Here is a 15,221-nt window from a genome sequence, read left to right on the forward strand (position 1 = left end):
GTAAATTCAAACCTATTTTGCTTAGTGTTGATTTTGTCTGAAATATAATGTGAATACGGAAATATATTCTTGTTGTGATAGAAAAGCCCATAATATCTTTATGATAATTATGATTTTTTAATATTATGGGCTTTTTCTTAATTATGCTTTATTTTCAGTAGCTACTTGCTGAATACGGCGCTTACGGACAATTCGTAATATTGGTGGAATAACCAAAACCAGAGTTGCCAGTATCAATAAACTCTGAGCAATTGCACTACTCCACAGAATGCCAAATTCCCCGTTGCTAATAGAAAGCGCGCGACGTAAGTTTTGTTCCAGCATTTCTCCTAATACGAAACCGAGGATTAATGGCGACATCGGAAAATTCATTTTCCTCAGAATATAGCCGAAAACGCCCAACCCTACCATCAATAGAAGATCAAACGTCGTGCTATGTATGGCATATACACCGACCGCTGAAACAGTCGCAATAGCTGGAACAAGCAACCAAAGTGGAATAGTGAGCATCCGTGTAAACAGACCTATCATTGGGATATTCATAATCAGCAGAATAATATTGGCAATTAATAAAGCCGCAATTAACCCCCAGACAATATCCGGCTGCTCAGTGAACATTCCCGGCCCAGGCGTAATATTGTAGAGCGTTAATGCCCCCATCATGACGGCCGTGGTACCTGAACCTGGCACTCCTAATGTTAGCATTGGAATAAAGGAGCCGCAGGCCGAGGCATTATTAGCTGCTTCTGGCGCTGCTACGCCGCGAATATCGCCTTTACCAAATGAGTCGCTATTCCCACTGAGTTTCTTCTCAGTCATATAGGTAATTGCGCTGGCAATTGTCGCTCCTGCGCCAGGTAAAATACCGACAAAGAAACCGATAAAGGATGATCTAAGCGTTGGTATGGCGCATTCAGCCGCTTCCTTGCGATTGAACAGCAGGCGGCCTGTTTTGCGAATAATGGTTTTGCCGGTTGAGGTGTTTTCTAACATCAGCAGAATTTCGCTGACAGAAAACAGACCTATTACCACAACAATAAACTGTATACCATCTGATAGATGAACACTGTCGAAAGTAAAACGATAAACCCCGGTGTTGGCGTCTACTCCGACAGTAGCCAGACTCAATCCTATTAATGCTGCTAATAGTGATTTCAGCGGATTCTGGCTCATCATGCTACCCAGACAAGCAATGGCGAAAACCATAAGTGCGAAATATTCAGCAGGGCCGAAAGCTAGTGACCACTGCGCCAGTAATGGAGCAAATAAAATAATGCCGAAAATCGCCAGCAAAGAACCACAGAAAGAACTCACCGCGGAAATAGACAGCGCCACACCCGCACGGCCCTGTTTGGCCATCGGATAACCATCTAGCGCAGTCATAATGGCAGCGGCATCACCAGGAACATTCAGCAGAATCGATGATATACGCCCACCATACTCACAACCGATATAAACGGTTGCCAATAAAATCAGGGCAGATTCAGCAGGCAGCTTTAAAGCGAAAGCCAGCGGCAGCAGAATCGCAACGCCATTAATCGGCCCAAGCCCCGGCAACAACCCAACAATCGTACCGACAAAACAGCCAATTAAAGCAATAATCAGGTTTTGCGGCACCATTGCAACTTCAAAACCTTGGCTAAGATACATCCACGTTTCCATAAGTTCTCCGTCAGTTGAGCCAGCTACCGAGAGGCAGGGTTACGTCAAGTAAGCGGTCAAAGGCGAAATAGAGCGTGACGCCAAGGAACACCCCGGAAATGATTGCGGCAGGCAGTGTTGCGTTAAACAACAGTGCGACACTGAATGTCAGCAGCGCTGTCGCGAGAGGGAACCCCAGCCACTCAAATGCCCAGCCATAGATAACTAAAGAGATAATCAACAGCATTAGGCGACGGATAACGGGGGCGCTAGGCCAATTGCTCTGTTCTGGTTTTTTGAAAAGCAGCAGTAAGGCACAGAGCGCCATCAGAGACAGAATGATCATTGGGAAAGGTCTGGGTCCCAAAGGTTCATAAGTGTATTCGCTCTGAATGCCCCAACCAATGACCATCCCAATGGCGCAGAGCACTAGCCAGATAGCAGCAAAGATACGATCGCTCATAATGATGACTCTGTTATTTGGCTAAACCAAAAGCTCTGGCTTGTTCACGATATTGTTCAACCTGTTTTTTCACATAGTTGTCCAACTCTTTGCCGGTCATGTTGAATTCGAACAACCCACGGATATCACGTTGTTTTTTAAAAGCATCTGTTTGTTGTAGTCTATTAAAAGTATCAACCCACCATTGGTACTCTTCGTCAGAAACTTTTGGACCCATGTAAAATCCGCGAATAATCGGCCACACCAAGTTATAACCTTGCTCTTTGGCAGTAGGGATATTGGCTAAATCGCCATCTAGTCGTTTATCTGCATAAACAGCTAAGACCCGGATTTTGTCTCCATTCAGGTAAGGAACCATCTCGCTCAGATCGCCAGAAACCGCTTGAATATGATTACCCAGCAGAGCGGTGACAGGTTCGCCGCCCCCTTCAAAGGCGACATAACGCATCTTGTGAGGATCAATGCCGACTTCTTTTGCCAGCAGTGCGGTTTTCATCCAGTCCTGACTGCCAATGGAGGCTCCGGCGCCAAATACAATGTTATTAGGATTATCCTTGAAAGCGTTCATCAAATCGTTCAGGGTGCGGTAAGGTGAATCGGCACGGACAGCGATCATCCCATAATCAGTCCCAACACTCGCCAGCCAGCGCACATCATTAACGTTATAGCGACCAAATTTTCCCTGAGATAAATTGAGCAGAGAGCCGCCGGAGAAAGCGACAATGGTTCCCGCTTCAGCAGGTCGTTGTGCGACGATAGCATTGTAAGCGACAGCGCCAACACCTCCGGGCATAAAGGTGACGCGCATAGGCTTGCTGATCTCTTTCGTATCCAGTAGTGAAACTTGGATCAGCTTGCAGGTCAGGTCAAACCCGCCACCCGGTTTTGCAGGAGCAATACATTCGGTCTTGCCAGGCGCACTGACAGCAAAAACACTACTTGCGCCAAATAGCAAAGCGGTTGCCGTTAATATCTTGATCGTTATAGCTTTCATTTGTTTACTCTCATCAATACCTGTGTAAGATATACCACTACAACCAAACTTGGTTAAGTCAATTAGTAATAACAAAACCTTTCATTTACCTTTCATTAACAAGAAAAGTTGCTGATATGTGATTTTAATCGCTTAAATTTGCGTGGTGTTTCGCATTAATGAGCTAACAAATAGCTACAGGCTTTCTTTTTTGTTTTGGTTTGTTGTAAGTTTCTCGTAGTTTTGAGGTTGTACTGTTTTGTTTGCGAGAATTTTACATTCAGCTAAAAGGGGGGCATGAAAACGGTAATTCTTTATTTGTGCAATCTGTTAAATTAAACGGAGAATGTATTGAATATAATAAGACTTTATCTTACGGAAATCTGAATTGAGGAAATGATGAAAAAATTGATTCTTTGTAGTGCTGTGGGGAGTGCAATGGCTTTTGCTTTGGCGGGATGTAAAACGGAACTTAGTACTTCGGTATCTATTAACCAGTTGTTATCTGAACAAGTTAAAACAGTGACATCTGATTTGTTGGTTGAAGTCAGTGCTTGTGGTGATTATAAGGATTCCAGACAACCATCAAAATCTTTGTTAGACGCTCAGGAAAAAGTACCCGCTATTTTCGCCAATGTGGAATACGTGGAGTGTTTTAGAAAAAATATGGATTCGTTTGCTCACTTTAAAGTTCCCGTGAGTGTAGGGAACTCAAGTATAACTGATTCTACTAAGGGTATTCATCTTTACGGTGATGGCGCAGATATCTTGGTGATAAGCGTACCAAAAGAGATGAAGAAGAAAATTAGCCAGATAGATAGCTCAATGGCATCAAAGACCAAAATCTCAATTAATATTAAGAATGATACAGATAAGGTTTTAAAAATGACGGGCTTATCCGCATTTCTTAATGATAAAGAGCCGATGGTGATATCGAATTTTAGTTTGAAAGTAGGCAGTGAAATAAAACTCACTTTGTCTAATGTCTCTGTGGCGTCTGCATTGGATGAACGTTTTGATTTTACCCCGGTGCTTATGGCAATATCTGAGTAAATGGAAGTGGTAATAGAAATCTATTACTTGATTCGGTATGACAGAATATCTTGTTATTGATAGCGCGGTATTTTGTCATGAAAATGGAATTGAGTCAGCGTCTGACTATTTTTCAGGAAAATAGGTATGGCGATATAAACTGAAAATATAGTTATGCTTGTAATTATATTTATATGAATCGGTTAGATATTTAAAATATGCGCTTACTTTTAGTGGAAGACCACCCGGAATTATTGCACTGGTTGCAAAAAGCACTGAGTAGTGCGGGGTTTGCTGTAGATGTTGCGAATGATGGCATCATCGCTGATCAATTATTGCAGACAGAAAACTATGCGTTGTTGATTTTAGATGTTTCTTTGCCGAGGCTGGATGGCCTTTCATTGTTGATTCGTTTGCGTAAACGTGGGCAAAATTTGCCGGTATTATTATTAACGGCGAAGGCTGATGTTTCTGAGCGAGTGAAAGGGCTTAATTCTGGTGCTGATGATTATCTGACGAAACCTTTTGATTTACAGGAATTGGAGGCACGTATCCGGGCATTACTTCGGCGTAGTGCAAATGTGTTACAGGAGACGCTGACATTCGGCTCCCTTGTTTATCAGGATGATGGTTACTTTGTCCTGAACGATGAGCCATTGGCTTTGACGCCACGGGAACTTTCGGTTTTGACAACATTGTTCCATCGTCGAGGGAGGCCAGTTTCTAAACAACAGCTATTTGAACAGGTATTTGCATTGTTAGATGAAGCAAACCCACAAAGTATTGAACTTTATGTACACCGGATTCGGAAAAAATTGTCGGGCAGTAATGTGGGAATCAGTACATTACGGGGGTTAGGTTATCGTCTGGAGTGCCAGAAAGATGAGATGGTTTAAAGTACCGAACTCATTGTTTCATCAGTTACTCTTGTTTTTTGGCGTTCCGCTATTTTTGTTGGGTTGTTTATCGGTTTGCACTCATTATCTCAGTGCGGAGAATGCGGCGACATTGGCTTATGACCGTACTTTATTGGCATCGGCTCGAACTGTGGCAGAACGGCTGGCTGTTCAGAATAATCAATTGATTGTCGATGTACCTTATGTAGTTCTGGATAGTTTTGAGCGAAATATGAATGATAGGTTGTTCTATCAAGTATTATCTCCTGAAGGGAAAACCATTTCTGGCTATGATGATTTGCCTTTGATACCTAAAGATACGCTTCGTTCCAATTTATACACCGCTTTGGTTTATTTCTATGACGCTGAATATCACGGCCATCCTATTAGGGTTGCCGCCCTTTATCAGCCGATTAATGAAGGAGGGATGATGGGAATGGCGTTGATACTGGTCGCCGAAACAGTGGCTTCCCGCCATTATCTTGCGCAACAATTATTAATATCATCTTTGATGAGCCAGGGAACAGTGGTTGGGTTGACTCTGATTCTGGCTTACTTTCTGTTGAAGCAGCTACTGAAACCATTGCATAAACTTTCTGGCGTCATGGTCCGTCGTCCCGCTAATGATCTCACTCCATTACCGGATATGTTGCCTTGGTCAGAACTTTCCCCATTATTATATGCATTTAATCGTTATATAGAGCGACTGAAACTGATGGTGAGTCGGCAGGAGAGGTTCAGCGCGGATGCTTCTCATCAACTAAGAACGCCATTAACGGTATTAAAAACTCAAGTAGCGGTAGCGCTTGCCAGCACTGATCCGGAGCAATGGAAAGAAAGTTTACAGGCCATTGATAATACATTGGACAATACTATCTCTCTGACGGATCGTTTATTACAACTCTCTCGTTTGAAAGCGCATGAAAAGGAGGCCGTGAGGGATTATAAGCCGGTCAATTTGGTTGAATTGTTGCAACAGGCGTGTTTTTCTCGTTTGCAACAGGCTGAAAGTAAGCATATTGATTTGGGTTATGAAGGAGAAAACGCTCAATGGATCAAGGGGGAACCTGTATTACTGACAGAAATGTGCGCTAACTTATTGGACAATGCGATTAAATATACGCCGGAAGGTGGCATTGTCACGGCTAGGGTGATTCTCAGCCCTTGTAAGGCATATTGTTATTTGGAAGTGGATGACAGTGGGCCGGGGATTGCTAAAGAGGAAGTTAATTTGTCTCTAATGGCTTTTAATCGTCTTGATAATGCCGCTGGGCATGAAGGGGCAGGGCTGGGATTAGCCTTGGTCAAAGACATCAGTATTTATCATGGCGCTCATCTCCAATTATTGCCCAGTGAAATACTGGGCGGTTTATTGGTCAGAATTCCTTTTAGGCTTTCTGACGATTAATTTCCTGAGATTTTTCTGTCTTACGTCTAATAAGAGGAGTACGTAGTTGCTGTGCCAACATAACGCCCAATAACGTTATGCCGCCGCCAATCAAATGGTAACTGTGCATCTCTTCATGCAGAACCAGAATAGCGATAATTGCGGTAAATACCGGGGCCAGATTCATAAATATGGAAGCAGTATTAGCGCCAAGCTTTATAACGCCTTGTATCCATAAGTAGGGAGCGAGAATTGAGGCCGGAATACCAGCGAATAGGACTAACGAAATATTGTTGGTGTTTAGTTGAACATCTTTTGCTAACAAAAAATTGGGCAGTAATAACAGGACGCCAAAAGCGATTTGCACATACAGAGATTGCCAGTTGGGTAATGGAATAGACCAACGTTTGGTTAATACGCCATAGAGTGCGTAGGAGATGGAAGCAATCAACATCATCAACTCTCCGTGACCTAAACCGTGTTGTAGCAATAATATAGGATCACCGGCGCTAACCAACCAGACTAAACCAAACAGAGATAAAACAGTACCGAGAGCAATACCGACAGTGGGGATAACACGTAAAACAAATATACTGATGATGACAGTTAAAAGAGGAATTAATGAGTTAAGAGTTCTATATAAAATAGAAGAATTAATCTTTAAATTTCATTTAAAAACAGTATGTTAAATGTGAATGTCACATAAAGCATAAAAATAAATTATAATAAATGCAATTCTTATCTATAATAAAAGAGTCCTTTGAAATATCGTTCTTTTGCCAACATAACTAACTTTTTATATTTAAGGGGTTAAATATGCCAGCAGCTCAAGCTTATGCTCCACCCGGTTTTTGGGGGCCTTGGATTGATTTACAAGGATGGTTCGGTAGCAGCCACAGTGTTAGATATACTTTCGATACAGAATCACAGGCTCCATCCACTTTTTCCGTTGAAATACAATATGTAGATGAACCAACACTAAAAACTATACAAACTATGGGTCCTGGTGATTATCTGGTCCGTAGTAACGGAGGAATAGGAATAGATAGAATAAGATGTAAAAGTCATTCTACAGGGCAAAACATTAGAATTACTTGGTAATTTGTTTTAATATACTGTTAATTTCAGCCCTACTCGGATTTTAAGTAGGGCTTATTTTCTGTGAAATCGTTCAATTCAATATAGTAGGATCAAAATTATGAGAAATTTATTGGTTATTATGTTACTTCTATCTGTCATAACAGGATGCTCCAATAATCTAGATAAACAAGTACAAATAGAAGAGGGGCTGAAATTTTCATTTTCATCCGGTGGAGAATTTGTTTTAACTCAAGCCTGTACAGATCAAATTGATTATTTAGGGGCAGATAAAGGTGGCAATAACCAATTAGCAATAGTGATGAAAAAAGATAAATCTTGTTTTCCCCATTTTGATACTTTGATCAATAAGAATATTGGCACCCAAGTGACAGTATCATTTAGAGGTACACATATTATCTCGAATACCATTCAAACTACCTTAGGTCCTTCATTCAGAATATCGATAAAAGATGCAGAACAAGCTATGAATATTGTGAACGCGTTAAAAAATTAAATAGTAATCACTTTTTCATTAAGAAAATCAACTTCATCATAGGGCATGGTTTAAAGTCTTTATGCGTAGGTTCTGGTTGCCAATAACGGATCGTGCTTGCAGAACATACGTTGTCACGGCGTTGCCGACAAGAATTAGGTATGTCATTTAGCGAGTGGCGACAACGGTTACGGTTTTTACATGCTATTTCTTTACTGGAACAAGGGAAAACAGTGAATGAAGTCGCTTTTGATGTGGGGTATAGCTCATCTTCTGCTTTTATCGCGGTGTTTCAGCAATTGGCGGGTACGACACCGGACCGTTTCAAGAAAAGTTAATAATAAAAGAAACCGTTATTATGGGTTTTGTTATGATTCAGTGGCAAAATAGCCGGCTACGTCCGTTTTACGCCACAGGATGGAATCAAGTGAAGATTTTGGTTGATGAAAATATGCCTTATGCTGAACAACTATTTCAGCCATTGGGGGATGTACAAGCTATTCCGGGGCGTCCGGTGCCGGAGGGGGCATTGGATAACGCAGATGCCTTTATGGTCCGTTCGGTGACTAAGATTGATGAAGAACTGCTGAAAGGCAGCACGATAAAATTTATCGGTACGGCTACCGCAGGGACTGACCATGTGGATCAGTCGTGGTTATCGCAGGCAGGAATTGGGTTTTCAGCGGCGCCGGGATGTAATGCCATTGCTGTGGTTGAATACGTTTTCTCAGCGTTAATGTTGCTGGCTGAACGTGATAGTTTTGAGCTTAAAGATAAGGTTGTAGGCATTATCGGGGTCGGTAATGTCGGCAGTAGACTGGCGGAACGGTTAGCTGTTCTTGGTGTGCGGACACTTTTATGTGATCCACCAAGAGCTGCCAGAGGGGATGTTGGTGACTTTTGGCCGTTGGAGAAACTGGTTAAAGAGGCGGATATTCTGACATTCCACACGCCATTGAATACATCGGGTCCATATAAAACCCATCATTTAGTGGATGCTGAATTATTGTCAGCTTTGCCAGATAATCGCATATTGATTAACGCCAGCCGCGGTGAGGTTGTTGATAATCAGGCTCTGCTTGGCGTGTTGGAACATGGCAAGAAACTTCGTGTTGTTCTGGATGTTTGGGAGCCGGAGCCTGACTTATCCCTGCCATTATTGGAATTAGTTGATATTGGTACACCGCATATCGCAGGTTATACCCTTGAAGGTAAAGCGCGTGGTACCACACAGGTATTTGAAGCTTACTGTGGATTCCTCGGCTACCCTCGCAAAGTGGCTTTATCTGATCTATTGCCGGAGCCGGATTTCAGCCGGGTTACCCTGCATGGCAATGTGACTCAAAGCACACTAAAGCGGTTAATGCATTTAGTGTATGATGTGCGCCGCGATGATACGCCATTACGGCAAGCGGCCGGTCAAAAAGGGCAATTTGATTATCTGCGCAAAAACTATTTAGAACGCCGGGAATGGTCATCCTTGACGGTATGTTGTGATAACAAAGAGAGTGCTGAGTTGTTAGCCGCTCTTGGTTTCAGTACAGAACTGATTTAATTCGTGCAGAAATATATCTGCATGTCAGAAATATAGATGGAGAAAACCAACATGTCAGAAGGTTGGAATATTGCCCTGTTGGGTGCGACAGGGGCAGTAGGTGAAGCGATATTGGCGTTATTACAAGAACGTCAGTTTCCCGTTGGTGAATTGTATCCTCTCGCCAGTGAGCGCAGTGCCGGTGAGAATCTGCGTTTTAATGGTAAAAATTTTGTTGTTGGCGATGCCGCTGATTTTGACTGGTCACAGGTACAACTCGCTTTTTTCGTGGCTGGATTAGAAGCCACAGCACGATATGTTGAAAAAGCGACAGAAGAAGGTTGTCTGGTGATTGATAGCAGTGGGTTGTTTGCTATGGAACCGGATGTACCTTTAGTTGTTCCGGGTGTTAACCCTCATGCATTGGCGGATTATCGCAACCGTAATATTATCGCTTTGGCGGATAATATGACCAGTCAGGTACTGACAGCCATTAAACCGCTGGTGGATGCCGCTGGAATTGCACGTTTGCATTTGACTAACCTGTTCTCTGTTTCTGTTCACGGCAAAGCGGCGGTTGATGAATTAGCCGGGCAGAGCGCCCGTTTACTTAATGGCATCCCACCGGAGCCAGGTCGTTTTAGTAAACAACTGGCATTTAATCTTTTGCCGTTGCCAACAGATGTTGACGGTTCTGTGAGTGAAGAGCGTCGCCTTGTGGATCAAATACGCAAAGTTTTACAGGATGAGGGGTTACCCATTTCAGTGAGTTGCGTTCAGTCTTCCGTTTTTTATGGTAATGCTCAGGTAGTCCACTTGGAAACCTTGCGTCCGGTCGGGGTGGAAGAAGCTCGAGAAGAATTAGAGCGGATGGTTGATATTAACATTGCAGATGAAGGCGATTATCCGACGCCGGTGACGGAAGCATCAGGTAATGATGCGCTGAGTATTGGTTGTCTGCGCCATGATTATGGTATGCCGGAAGTATTACAATTCTGGTCTGTGGCCGACAACATCCGGTTTGGTGGCGCATTGATGGCTGTTGAAACAGCGGAAAAACTGATTCAGGAGCAATTTTACTGATGTTTGGTACAGAACAAATAGAATCTGTGCCAGGTTCAAAAATGAAAATTGCATTGGGTATTGAGTACGATGGCAGTCGATATTATGGCTGGCAACGTCAGCAAGAAGTGAAAAGTGTCCAAGGATGCCTTGAAGAAGCATTATCAAAAGTGGCCGATGAACCTATATCGGTATTTTGTGCTGGTCGGACTGATGCTGGAGTACATGCGACAGGGCAAGTTGTACATTTTGAAACGGCTGTTCAGCGCAAGGATGCCGCATGGACAATGGGTGTGAACGTGCACTTACCGCCGGATATTGCTGTTCGTTGGGTAAAAACCGTGGATGAGCGTTTTCATGCCCGTTTTAGCGCAACTGCCCGGCGATACCGTTACATTATTTTTAATCATCGTTATCGTCCGGCGGTGCTGGCTAATGGCGTAACCCATTTTCACTATCCACTGGATGAAAAGCGGATGCATCAGGCAGCGCAATGTTTGTTAGGGGAAAATGATTTTACCTCTTTCCGTGCAGTGCAATGCCAATCTAAAACACCTTGGCGTAATGTGATGCACATTAATGTCAGCCGTTATGGGCATTATGTCGTCATAGATATCAAAGCCAATGCTTTTGTACATCATATGGTGCGTAATATAGTCGGTAGCCTGATGGAAATTGGTTGTGGGAATCAGGATATTGACTGGATGGCCCAGTTGCTTGCTTTAAAAGACCGGACGAAAGCCGCTGCGACGGCAAAAGCGGCAGGGTTGTATTTGGTTGCTGTTGATTATCCGGCGCAATTTGATTTGCCTGGCGCCGCTATGGGACCTCTGTTTTTGGCAGATAATCTGATTTAACATTTGTTAGTTGCCGACACGGATGTTTTGGCATAGCGGGGAATATGATGGAATTTCTGACTCATTTTATTGATTTTGCTAAATTTATTATTGATTTCATTCTCCATATTGACATTCATTTAGCCGAACTGGTCGCACGATATGGTCATTGGATATATGGCATTCTGTTTCTGATTTTATTTTGTGAAACAGGATTAGTGATTACGCCGTTTCTGCCGGGAGATTCACTGTTATTTGTCGCCGGTGCTTTAGCGGCTTTGGACTCAAATGATCTGAATGTACATCTCATGGTGGTATTGATGATTATTGCGGCTGTTATTGGCGATGCTGTGAACTATGCTATTGGTCGCATTTTTGGCGAAAGGTTATTTATTAATCCAAATTCAAAAATTTTCCGCCGCAGTTATCTAGATAAAACACATGAGTTTTATGAAAAACATGGTGGGAAGGCAATTATTTTGGCGAGATTTGTACCGATTATCAGAACATTCGCACCATTTGTTGCAGGTATGGGGAAAATGTCTTATCGTCGTTTTGCTGCTTATAACGTGATTGGCGCACTAGTTTGGGTACTGTTATTCACCTATTCTGGTTATATATTCGGTGATATGCCAATGGTACAACAGAATTTGAAACTGTTGATTGTCGCTATCATCTTTATCTCAATCCTGCCCGGAGTGATTGAAATTTGGCGTCATCGTCGTGCGGTGATGAAGCAGAATAGTGATAACCGGTAACAGGTTTGAGCAGTTTTTTATCCACACTGTAATAGCATTGTGGTTTAATGGCACACAAATAACAAAACTGGCATAAGCCAGATTCAGACGGAAAGATCATTCAATGAGCTGGATTGAAAAAATTCTTAATAAAAGCAACATTACCCAAACTCGTAAAGCGAATATCCCGGAAGGGGTTTGGACTAAATGTGATAGTTGCAGTCAGGTGCTCTACCGTGCTGAGTTAGAGCGCAATCTTGAGGTTTGCCCTAAATGTGATCATCACATGCGTATTTCGGCGCGTACCCGATTGGCTACATTCCTTGATGAAGGAGCAACGACGGAATTAGGAGAAGAATTAGAGCCAAAAGATATTCTTAAATTCCGCGATTCCAAAAAGTATAAAGATCGTATATCAGCGGCGCAGAAACAAACCCAAGAGAAAGATGCCCTGATCGTGATGAAAGGCGCTCTGAGTGGTATGCCGGTTGTTGTTGCTGCTTTTGAATTTGCATTTATGGGCGGTTCTATGGCTTCGGTTGTTGGAGCCCGTTTTGTCCGTGCCGTAGAACAAGCGTTGGCAGACAATTGTCCTCTGATTTGTTTTTCTGCCAGTGGCGGCGCTCGTATGCAAGAAGCATTGATGTCATTGATGCAGATGGCGAAAACCAGTGCTGCTTTAGCAAAAATGCAAGAACGTGGTTTGCCTTATATCTCTGTCATGACCGATCCGACAATGGGCGGTGTTTCAGCAAGTCTGGCGATGTTGGGTGATATCAATATTGCTGAACCAAAGGCATTGATTGGTTTTGCCGGGCCGCGAGTTATTGAGCAGACTGTCCGTGAAAAATTACCGTCCGGGTTCCAGCGTAGTGAGTTTTTGCTGGCAAAGGGAGCGATTGACATGATTGTTCGTCGTCCTGAAATGCGTGACACACTTGCCAGTTTACTTTCTAAACTCACTCATCAGTCGCAGCCGGGTACTAAGCCAATTGTTGCTGAATTTGTGGCAGAACCCGCTGATGTCGAGGCGGATATTCAAATAAACACCAATAAAGAAGATGTCTGACACTTTACAAATTCCTCAAGCCACGTCGCCATTGATGACGTGGCTTTCCTATCTTGGGAACCTGCACGCTAAGGCCATTGATATGGGGCTTGAGCGTGTGGGGAAGCTTGCCCAAACGTTAGAATTGGTTAACCCTGCGCCCAAGGTGATAACTGTATCCGGCACTAATGGCAAAGGAACCACCTGTTGCACGATAGAATCTATTTTGTTGGCGGCCGGGCTGAGAGTGGGTGTTTACAGCTCTCCGCATCTTGTATGTTATACCGAAAGAGTGCGTATTCAGGGGAAAGAGTTACCTGAACAGGAATTCTGTCGTGTATTTGCGGATATTGAATCTCGTCGCGGCGATATTTCGCTGACTTATTTTGAATATGGCACATTGGCGGCTTTGCAACTGTTTAAACAAGCTTGTCTGGATGTGGTTATCTTAGAAGTAGGCTTAGGTGGGCGGCTGGATGCGACAAATATTGTAGATGCCGATATTGCCGCTATTACCAGCATTGCACTTGATCATATTGATTGGTTGGGGTCGGACCGCGAGCATATTGGTCGAGAAAAAGCGGGGATTTTCCGTAAAGATCATTTTGCTGTAGTGGGTGAACCGGATATGCCATCTTCTGTCGCGGAAGTTGCGGGCGAATTAGGCGCCAAGTTGTTTCGCTGTGGCGTTGATTGGCGTTTCTCTCAGCAGGATAAAAACTGGCGCTGGCAATCTGATGATAGGCTATTTAGCAATCTACCTTTGCCAAATGTTCCTCTGATGAATGCAGCGACGGCAATGGGTGTTATTTGTTGTCTGTTACGACAAGATGATAAAGTCAGTCGGGCTATTAATGAGCGTGCAATCCATCAAGGGTTGCAAAATGCACAGTTGCCGGGGCGTTTTCAGATAGTTCGTGAAAATCCCCTGTTGATCTTGGACGTGGCGCATAATCCCCATGCGGCGGCTTATCTGGTACAGAAACTGGCCCAATTACCCCGCCAACCGGGTAGCAAAACCCTGGGTGTCGTGGGTATGTTAGGTGATAAAGATATTGCCGGTACACTGACTTGCCTGTCACGGCAAATAAATGAGTGGTATTGCGCTCCGTTGACTGAATTGCGTGGTGCGGATGCACAGACACTGGCGCAGTATCTTGAACAGCCACGGCTATTTACTGATGTGGAAAGTGCCTGGCATCAGGCGATGGCTGATGCTGATGAGCAAGATATTGTTGTCGTTTGTGGTTCATTCCACACGGTAGCGCATGTCATGGAGGCTCTGGACAGGGAGAAGGGAAGTGGCAAGTAGATTTCAGAATCGTTTGGTTGGAACAATTGTCTTGGTAGCATTGGGTGTTATTGTGCTGCCTGCGTTGTTAGACGGCAACAAGAAATATAACGAAGATAAATTTGCATCAATTCCCCTGGTTCCAAAGCCTGGAGATGAGCAAGAAATTGAATCTATACCTCCTCTTAATCCACCAATATTATCAGTGCCTCTGGAAGATGAGACAGAGGCATTGCAGCCAGAAACATTGGAGCAGCCGGAAATACCATTGGTTACTACTCCTAATCCCACGCCGATAATCCCTCCTGCTGTTCAGTCAGAAGTGAAGCCTCAACCACAGATTAAGCTTGAACCAAAACCAGAGACTAAGCCGCTCGCTCCGGCGCTTAAACCTAAACCAGACATCAAGCCAGAGCCGAAACCTGAAGTTAAACCGGTTGAAACCGCCCCGCAAGGGCAGGCTTATATCGTACAACTGGGTGCTTTAAAAAATGCCGGAAAGGTAGATGAAATCGTCGCCAGACTACGTTTGTCCGGTTATCAGGTTTATACGGTTCCTTCATCTCCGGTTCAGGGGCAATTAACCAGAATATATGTTGGCCCGAATGCCTCTAAGCAACAACTTGACTCGGCATTATCAGAATTGAAAAGCTTGACTGGATTACAAGGGCAAGTAAGGAGCTATCGGCCATAATAGTTACAAATTGTAATAATGTTACAGATTGTAATAAAAAGTGGGCGGATACCT

General features: G+C 43.6%; 15 protein-coding genes and 2 pseudogenes. 13 read left to right on the top strand and 4 right to left on the bottom strand.

Annotated features, from left to right (window positions below; genetic code table 11):
• Positions 1-141 precede the first annotated feature (141 nt).
• Genes EAE92_RS12915 through EAE92_RS12925 form a run of 3 tightly spaced genes read right to left on the bottom strand, consistent with a single transcriptional unit; the run spans position 142 to position 3,098 of the window.
• Positions 142-1,662 (bottom strand): tripartite tricarboxylate transporter permease, encoded by a 1,521-nt coding sequence (locus EAE92_RS12915; protein WP_214068379.1) that lies wholly within the window; start codon positions 1,660-1,662, stop codon positions 142-144.
• A 10-nt stretch (positions 1,663-1,672) separates the two neighbouring features.
• Positions 1,673-2,104, bottom strand: a complete 432-nt coding sequence (locus tag EAE92_RS12920; protein ID WP_036778752.1) for a tripartite tricarboxylate transporter TctB family protein — start codon at positions 2,102-2,104, stop codon at positions 1,673-1,675.
• Positions 2,105-2,117: 13 nt separating this feature from the next.
• Complete coding sequence (locus tag EAE92_RS12925; RefSeq protein ID WP_214068380.1) at positions 2,118-3,098, bottom strand: Bug family tripartite tricarboxylate transporter substrate binding protein; 981 nt, start codon at positions 3,096-3,098, stop codon at positions 2,118-2,120.
• Positions 3,099-3,476: 378 nt separating this feature from the next.
• On the opposite strand from EAE92_RS12925, the gene EAE92_RS12930 reads away from it, so the two are divergent.
• The 3 genes from EAE92_RS12930 (at position 3,477) to EAE92_RS12940 (ending at position 6,413) form a co-directional block, all read left to right on the top strand.
• Positions 3,477-4,130 carry a DUF7424 family protein gene (locus EAE92_RS12930; protein WP_246545178.1) on the top strand — a complete coding sequence of 218 codons (654 nt, stop codon included), beginning with the start codon at positions 3,477-3,479 and terminating at the stop codon, positions 4,128-4,130.
• 197 nt (positions 4,131-4,327) lie between these two features.
• Positions 4,328-5,005, top strand: coding sequence for a transcriptional regulator TctD (gene tctD / locus EAE92_RS12935; RefSeq protein ID WP_214068382.1), 678 nt, complete (start codon positions 4,328-4,330; stop codon positions 5,003-5,005).
• The gene (locus tag EAE92_RS12940; protein ID WP_214068383.1) at positions 4,992-6,413 is read left to right on the top strand and encodes a sensor histidine kinase; all 1,422 of its coding nucleotides are present in this window, start codon (positions 4,992-4,994) and stop codon (positions 6,411-6,413) included. The genes tctD and EAE92_RS12940 overlap by 14 nt, the downstream gene beginning before the upstream one ends.
• On the opposite strand, the pseudogene EAE92_RS12945 reads toward EAE92_RS12940, so the two are convergent.
• A pseudogene (locus EAE92_RS12945) lies at positions 6,394-7,023 on the bottom strand (DMT family transporter); the annotation flags it as partial. The gene EAE92_RS12940 and the pseudogene EAE92_RS12945 sit on opposite strands and share 20 nt — an antisense overlap.
• Before the next feature lie 185 nt (positions 7,024-7,208).
• Between EAE92_RS12945 and EAE92_RS12950 the strand changes: the two are divergent.
• From EAE92_RS12950 to dedD, 10 genes and pseudogenes are all read left to right on the top strand, one after another.
• Complete coding sequence (locus EAE92_RS12950; protein ID WP_214068384.1) at positions 7,209-7,493, top strand: colicin Z C-terminal domain-related protein; 285 nt, start codon at positions 7,209-7,211, stop codon at positions 7,491-7,493.
• 97 nt (positions 7,494-7,590) lie between these two features.
• A complete protein-coding gene (locus EAE92_RS12955; RefSeq protein WP_214068385.1) occupies positions 7,591-7,986 on the top strand; it encodes a hypothetical protein in 396 nt (131 codons plus the stop codon).
• 101 nt (positions 7,987-8,087) lie between these two features.
• Positions 8,088-8,303: pseudogene (locus EAE92_RS12960) on the top strand (helix-turn-helix domain-containing protein); the annotation flags it as partial.
• Between the two features lie 89 nt (positions 8,304-8,392).
• Positions 8,393-9,520: a 4-phosphoerythronate dehydrogenase PdxB gene (gene pdxB, locus EAE92_RS12965; protein WP_214068417.1), complete on the top strand. Its 1,128-nt coding sequence runs from the start codon at positions 8,393-8,395 to the stop codon at positions 9,518-9,520.
• Between the two features lie 51 nt (positions 9,521-9,571).
• Positions 9,572-10,582, top strand: coding sequence for an aspartate-semialdehyde dehydrogenase (locus EAE92_RS12970; RefSeq protein WP_214068386.1), 1,011 nt, complete (start codon positions 9,572-9,574; stop codon positions 10,580-10,582).
• A 41-nt stretch (positions 10,583-10,623) separates the two neighbouring features.
• Entirely contained in the window at positions 10,624-11,418 is a 795-nt protein-coding gene (gene truA / locus EAE92_RS12975) for a tRNA pseudouridine(38-40) synthase TruA (RefSeq protein WP_214068418.1), read from the top strand.
• 47 nt (positions 11,419-11,465) lie between these two features.
• Entirely contained in the window at positions 11,466-12,155 is a 690-nt protein-coding gene (locus EAE92_RS12980) for a DedA family protein (RefSeq protein WP_246545180.1), read from the top strand.
• A 103-nt stretch (positions 12,156-12,258) separates the two neighbouring features.
• Positions 12,259-13,203, top strand: a complete 945-nt coding sequence (gene accD, locus EAE92_RS12985; RefSeq protein WP_214068387.1) for an acetyl-CoA carboxylase, carboxyltransferase subunit beta — start codon at positions 12,259-12,261, stop codon at positions 13,201-13,203.
• Positions 13,196-14,494 carry a bifunctional tetrahydrofolate synthase/dihydrofolate synthase gene (gene folC, locus EAE92_RS12990; RefSeq protein WP_214068388.1) on the top strand — a complete coding sequence of 433 codons (1,299 nt, stop codon included), beginning with the start codon at positions 13,196-13,198 and terminating at the stop codon, positions 14,492-14,494. The genes accD and folC overlap by 8 nt, the downstream gene beginning before the upstream one ends.
• On the top strand, positions 14,484-15,167 hold the full coding sequence (dedD, locus tag EAE92_RS12995; protein WP_214068389.1) for a cell division protein DedD: 684 nt from the start codon (positions 14,484-14,486) through the stop codon (positions 15,165-15,167). The genes folC and dedD overlap by 11 nt, the downstream gene beginning before the upstream one ends.
• Positions 15,168-15,221: the final 54 nt, after the last annotated feature.

Origin of the sequence: Photorhabdus hainanensis (assembly GCF_018448965.1) — a bacterium.
In the GTDB taxonomy this organism is placed as follows: Bacteria; Pseudomonadota; Gammaproteobacteria; order Enterobacterales; family Enterobacteriaceae; genus Photorhabdus; species Photorhabdus akhurstii.

Bases quoted from the DNA above. Each gene is read 5' to 3' on its own strand.
- EAE92_RS12915 (WP_214068379.1), bottom strand. From the start codon at position 1,662: ATGGAAACGTGGATGTATCTTAGCCAAGGTTTTGAAGTTGCAATGGTG.
- EAE92_RS12920 (WP_036778752.1), bottom strand. From the start codon at position 2,104: ATGAGCGATCGTATCTTTGCTGCTATCTGGCTAGTGCTCTGCGCCATT.
- EAE92_RS12925 (WP_214068380.1), bottom strand. From the start codon at position 3,098: ATGAAAGCTATAACGATCAAGATATTAACGGCAACCGCTTTGCTATTT.
- EAE92_RS12930 (WP_246545178.1), top strand. From the start codon at position 3,477: ATGAAAAAATTGATTCTTTGTAGTGCTGTGGGGAGTGCAATGGCTTTT.
- tctD (WP_214068382.1), top strand. From the start codon at position 4,328: ATGCGCTTACTTTTAGTGGAAGACCACCCGGAATTATTGCACTGGTTG.
- EAE92_RS12940 (WP_214068383.1), top strand. From the start codon at position 4,992: ATGAGATGGTTTAAAGTACCGAACTCATTGTTTCATCAGTTACTCTTG.
- EAE92_RS12950 (WP_214068384.1), top strand. From the start codon at position 7,209: ATGCCAGCAGCTCAAGCTTATGCTCCACCCGGTTTTTGGGGGCCTTGG.
- EAE92_RS12955 (WP_214068385.1), top strand. From the start codon at position 7,591: ATGAGAAATTTATTGGTTATTATGTTACTTCTATCTGTCATAACAGGA.
- EAE92_RS12970 (WP_214068386.1), top strand. From the start codon at position 9,572: ATGTCAGAAGGTTGGAATATTGCCCTGTTGGGTGCGACAGGGGCAGTA.
- truA (WP_214068418.1), top strand. From the start codon at position 10,624: ATGAAAATTGCATTGGGTATTGAGTACGATGGCAGTCGATATTATGGC.
- EAE92_RS12980 (WP_246545180.1), top strand. From the start codon at position 11,466: ATGGAATTTCTGACTCATTTTATTGATTTTGCTAAATTTATTATTGAT.
- accD (WP_214068387.1), top strand. From the start codon at position 12,259: ATGAGCTGGATTGAAAAAATTCTTAATAAAAGCAACATTACCCAAACT.
- folC (WP_214068388.1), top strand. From the start codon at position 13,196: ATGTCTGACACTTTACAAATTCCTCAAGCCACGTCGCCATTGATGACG.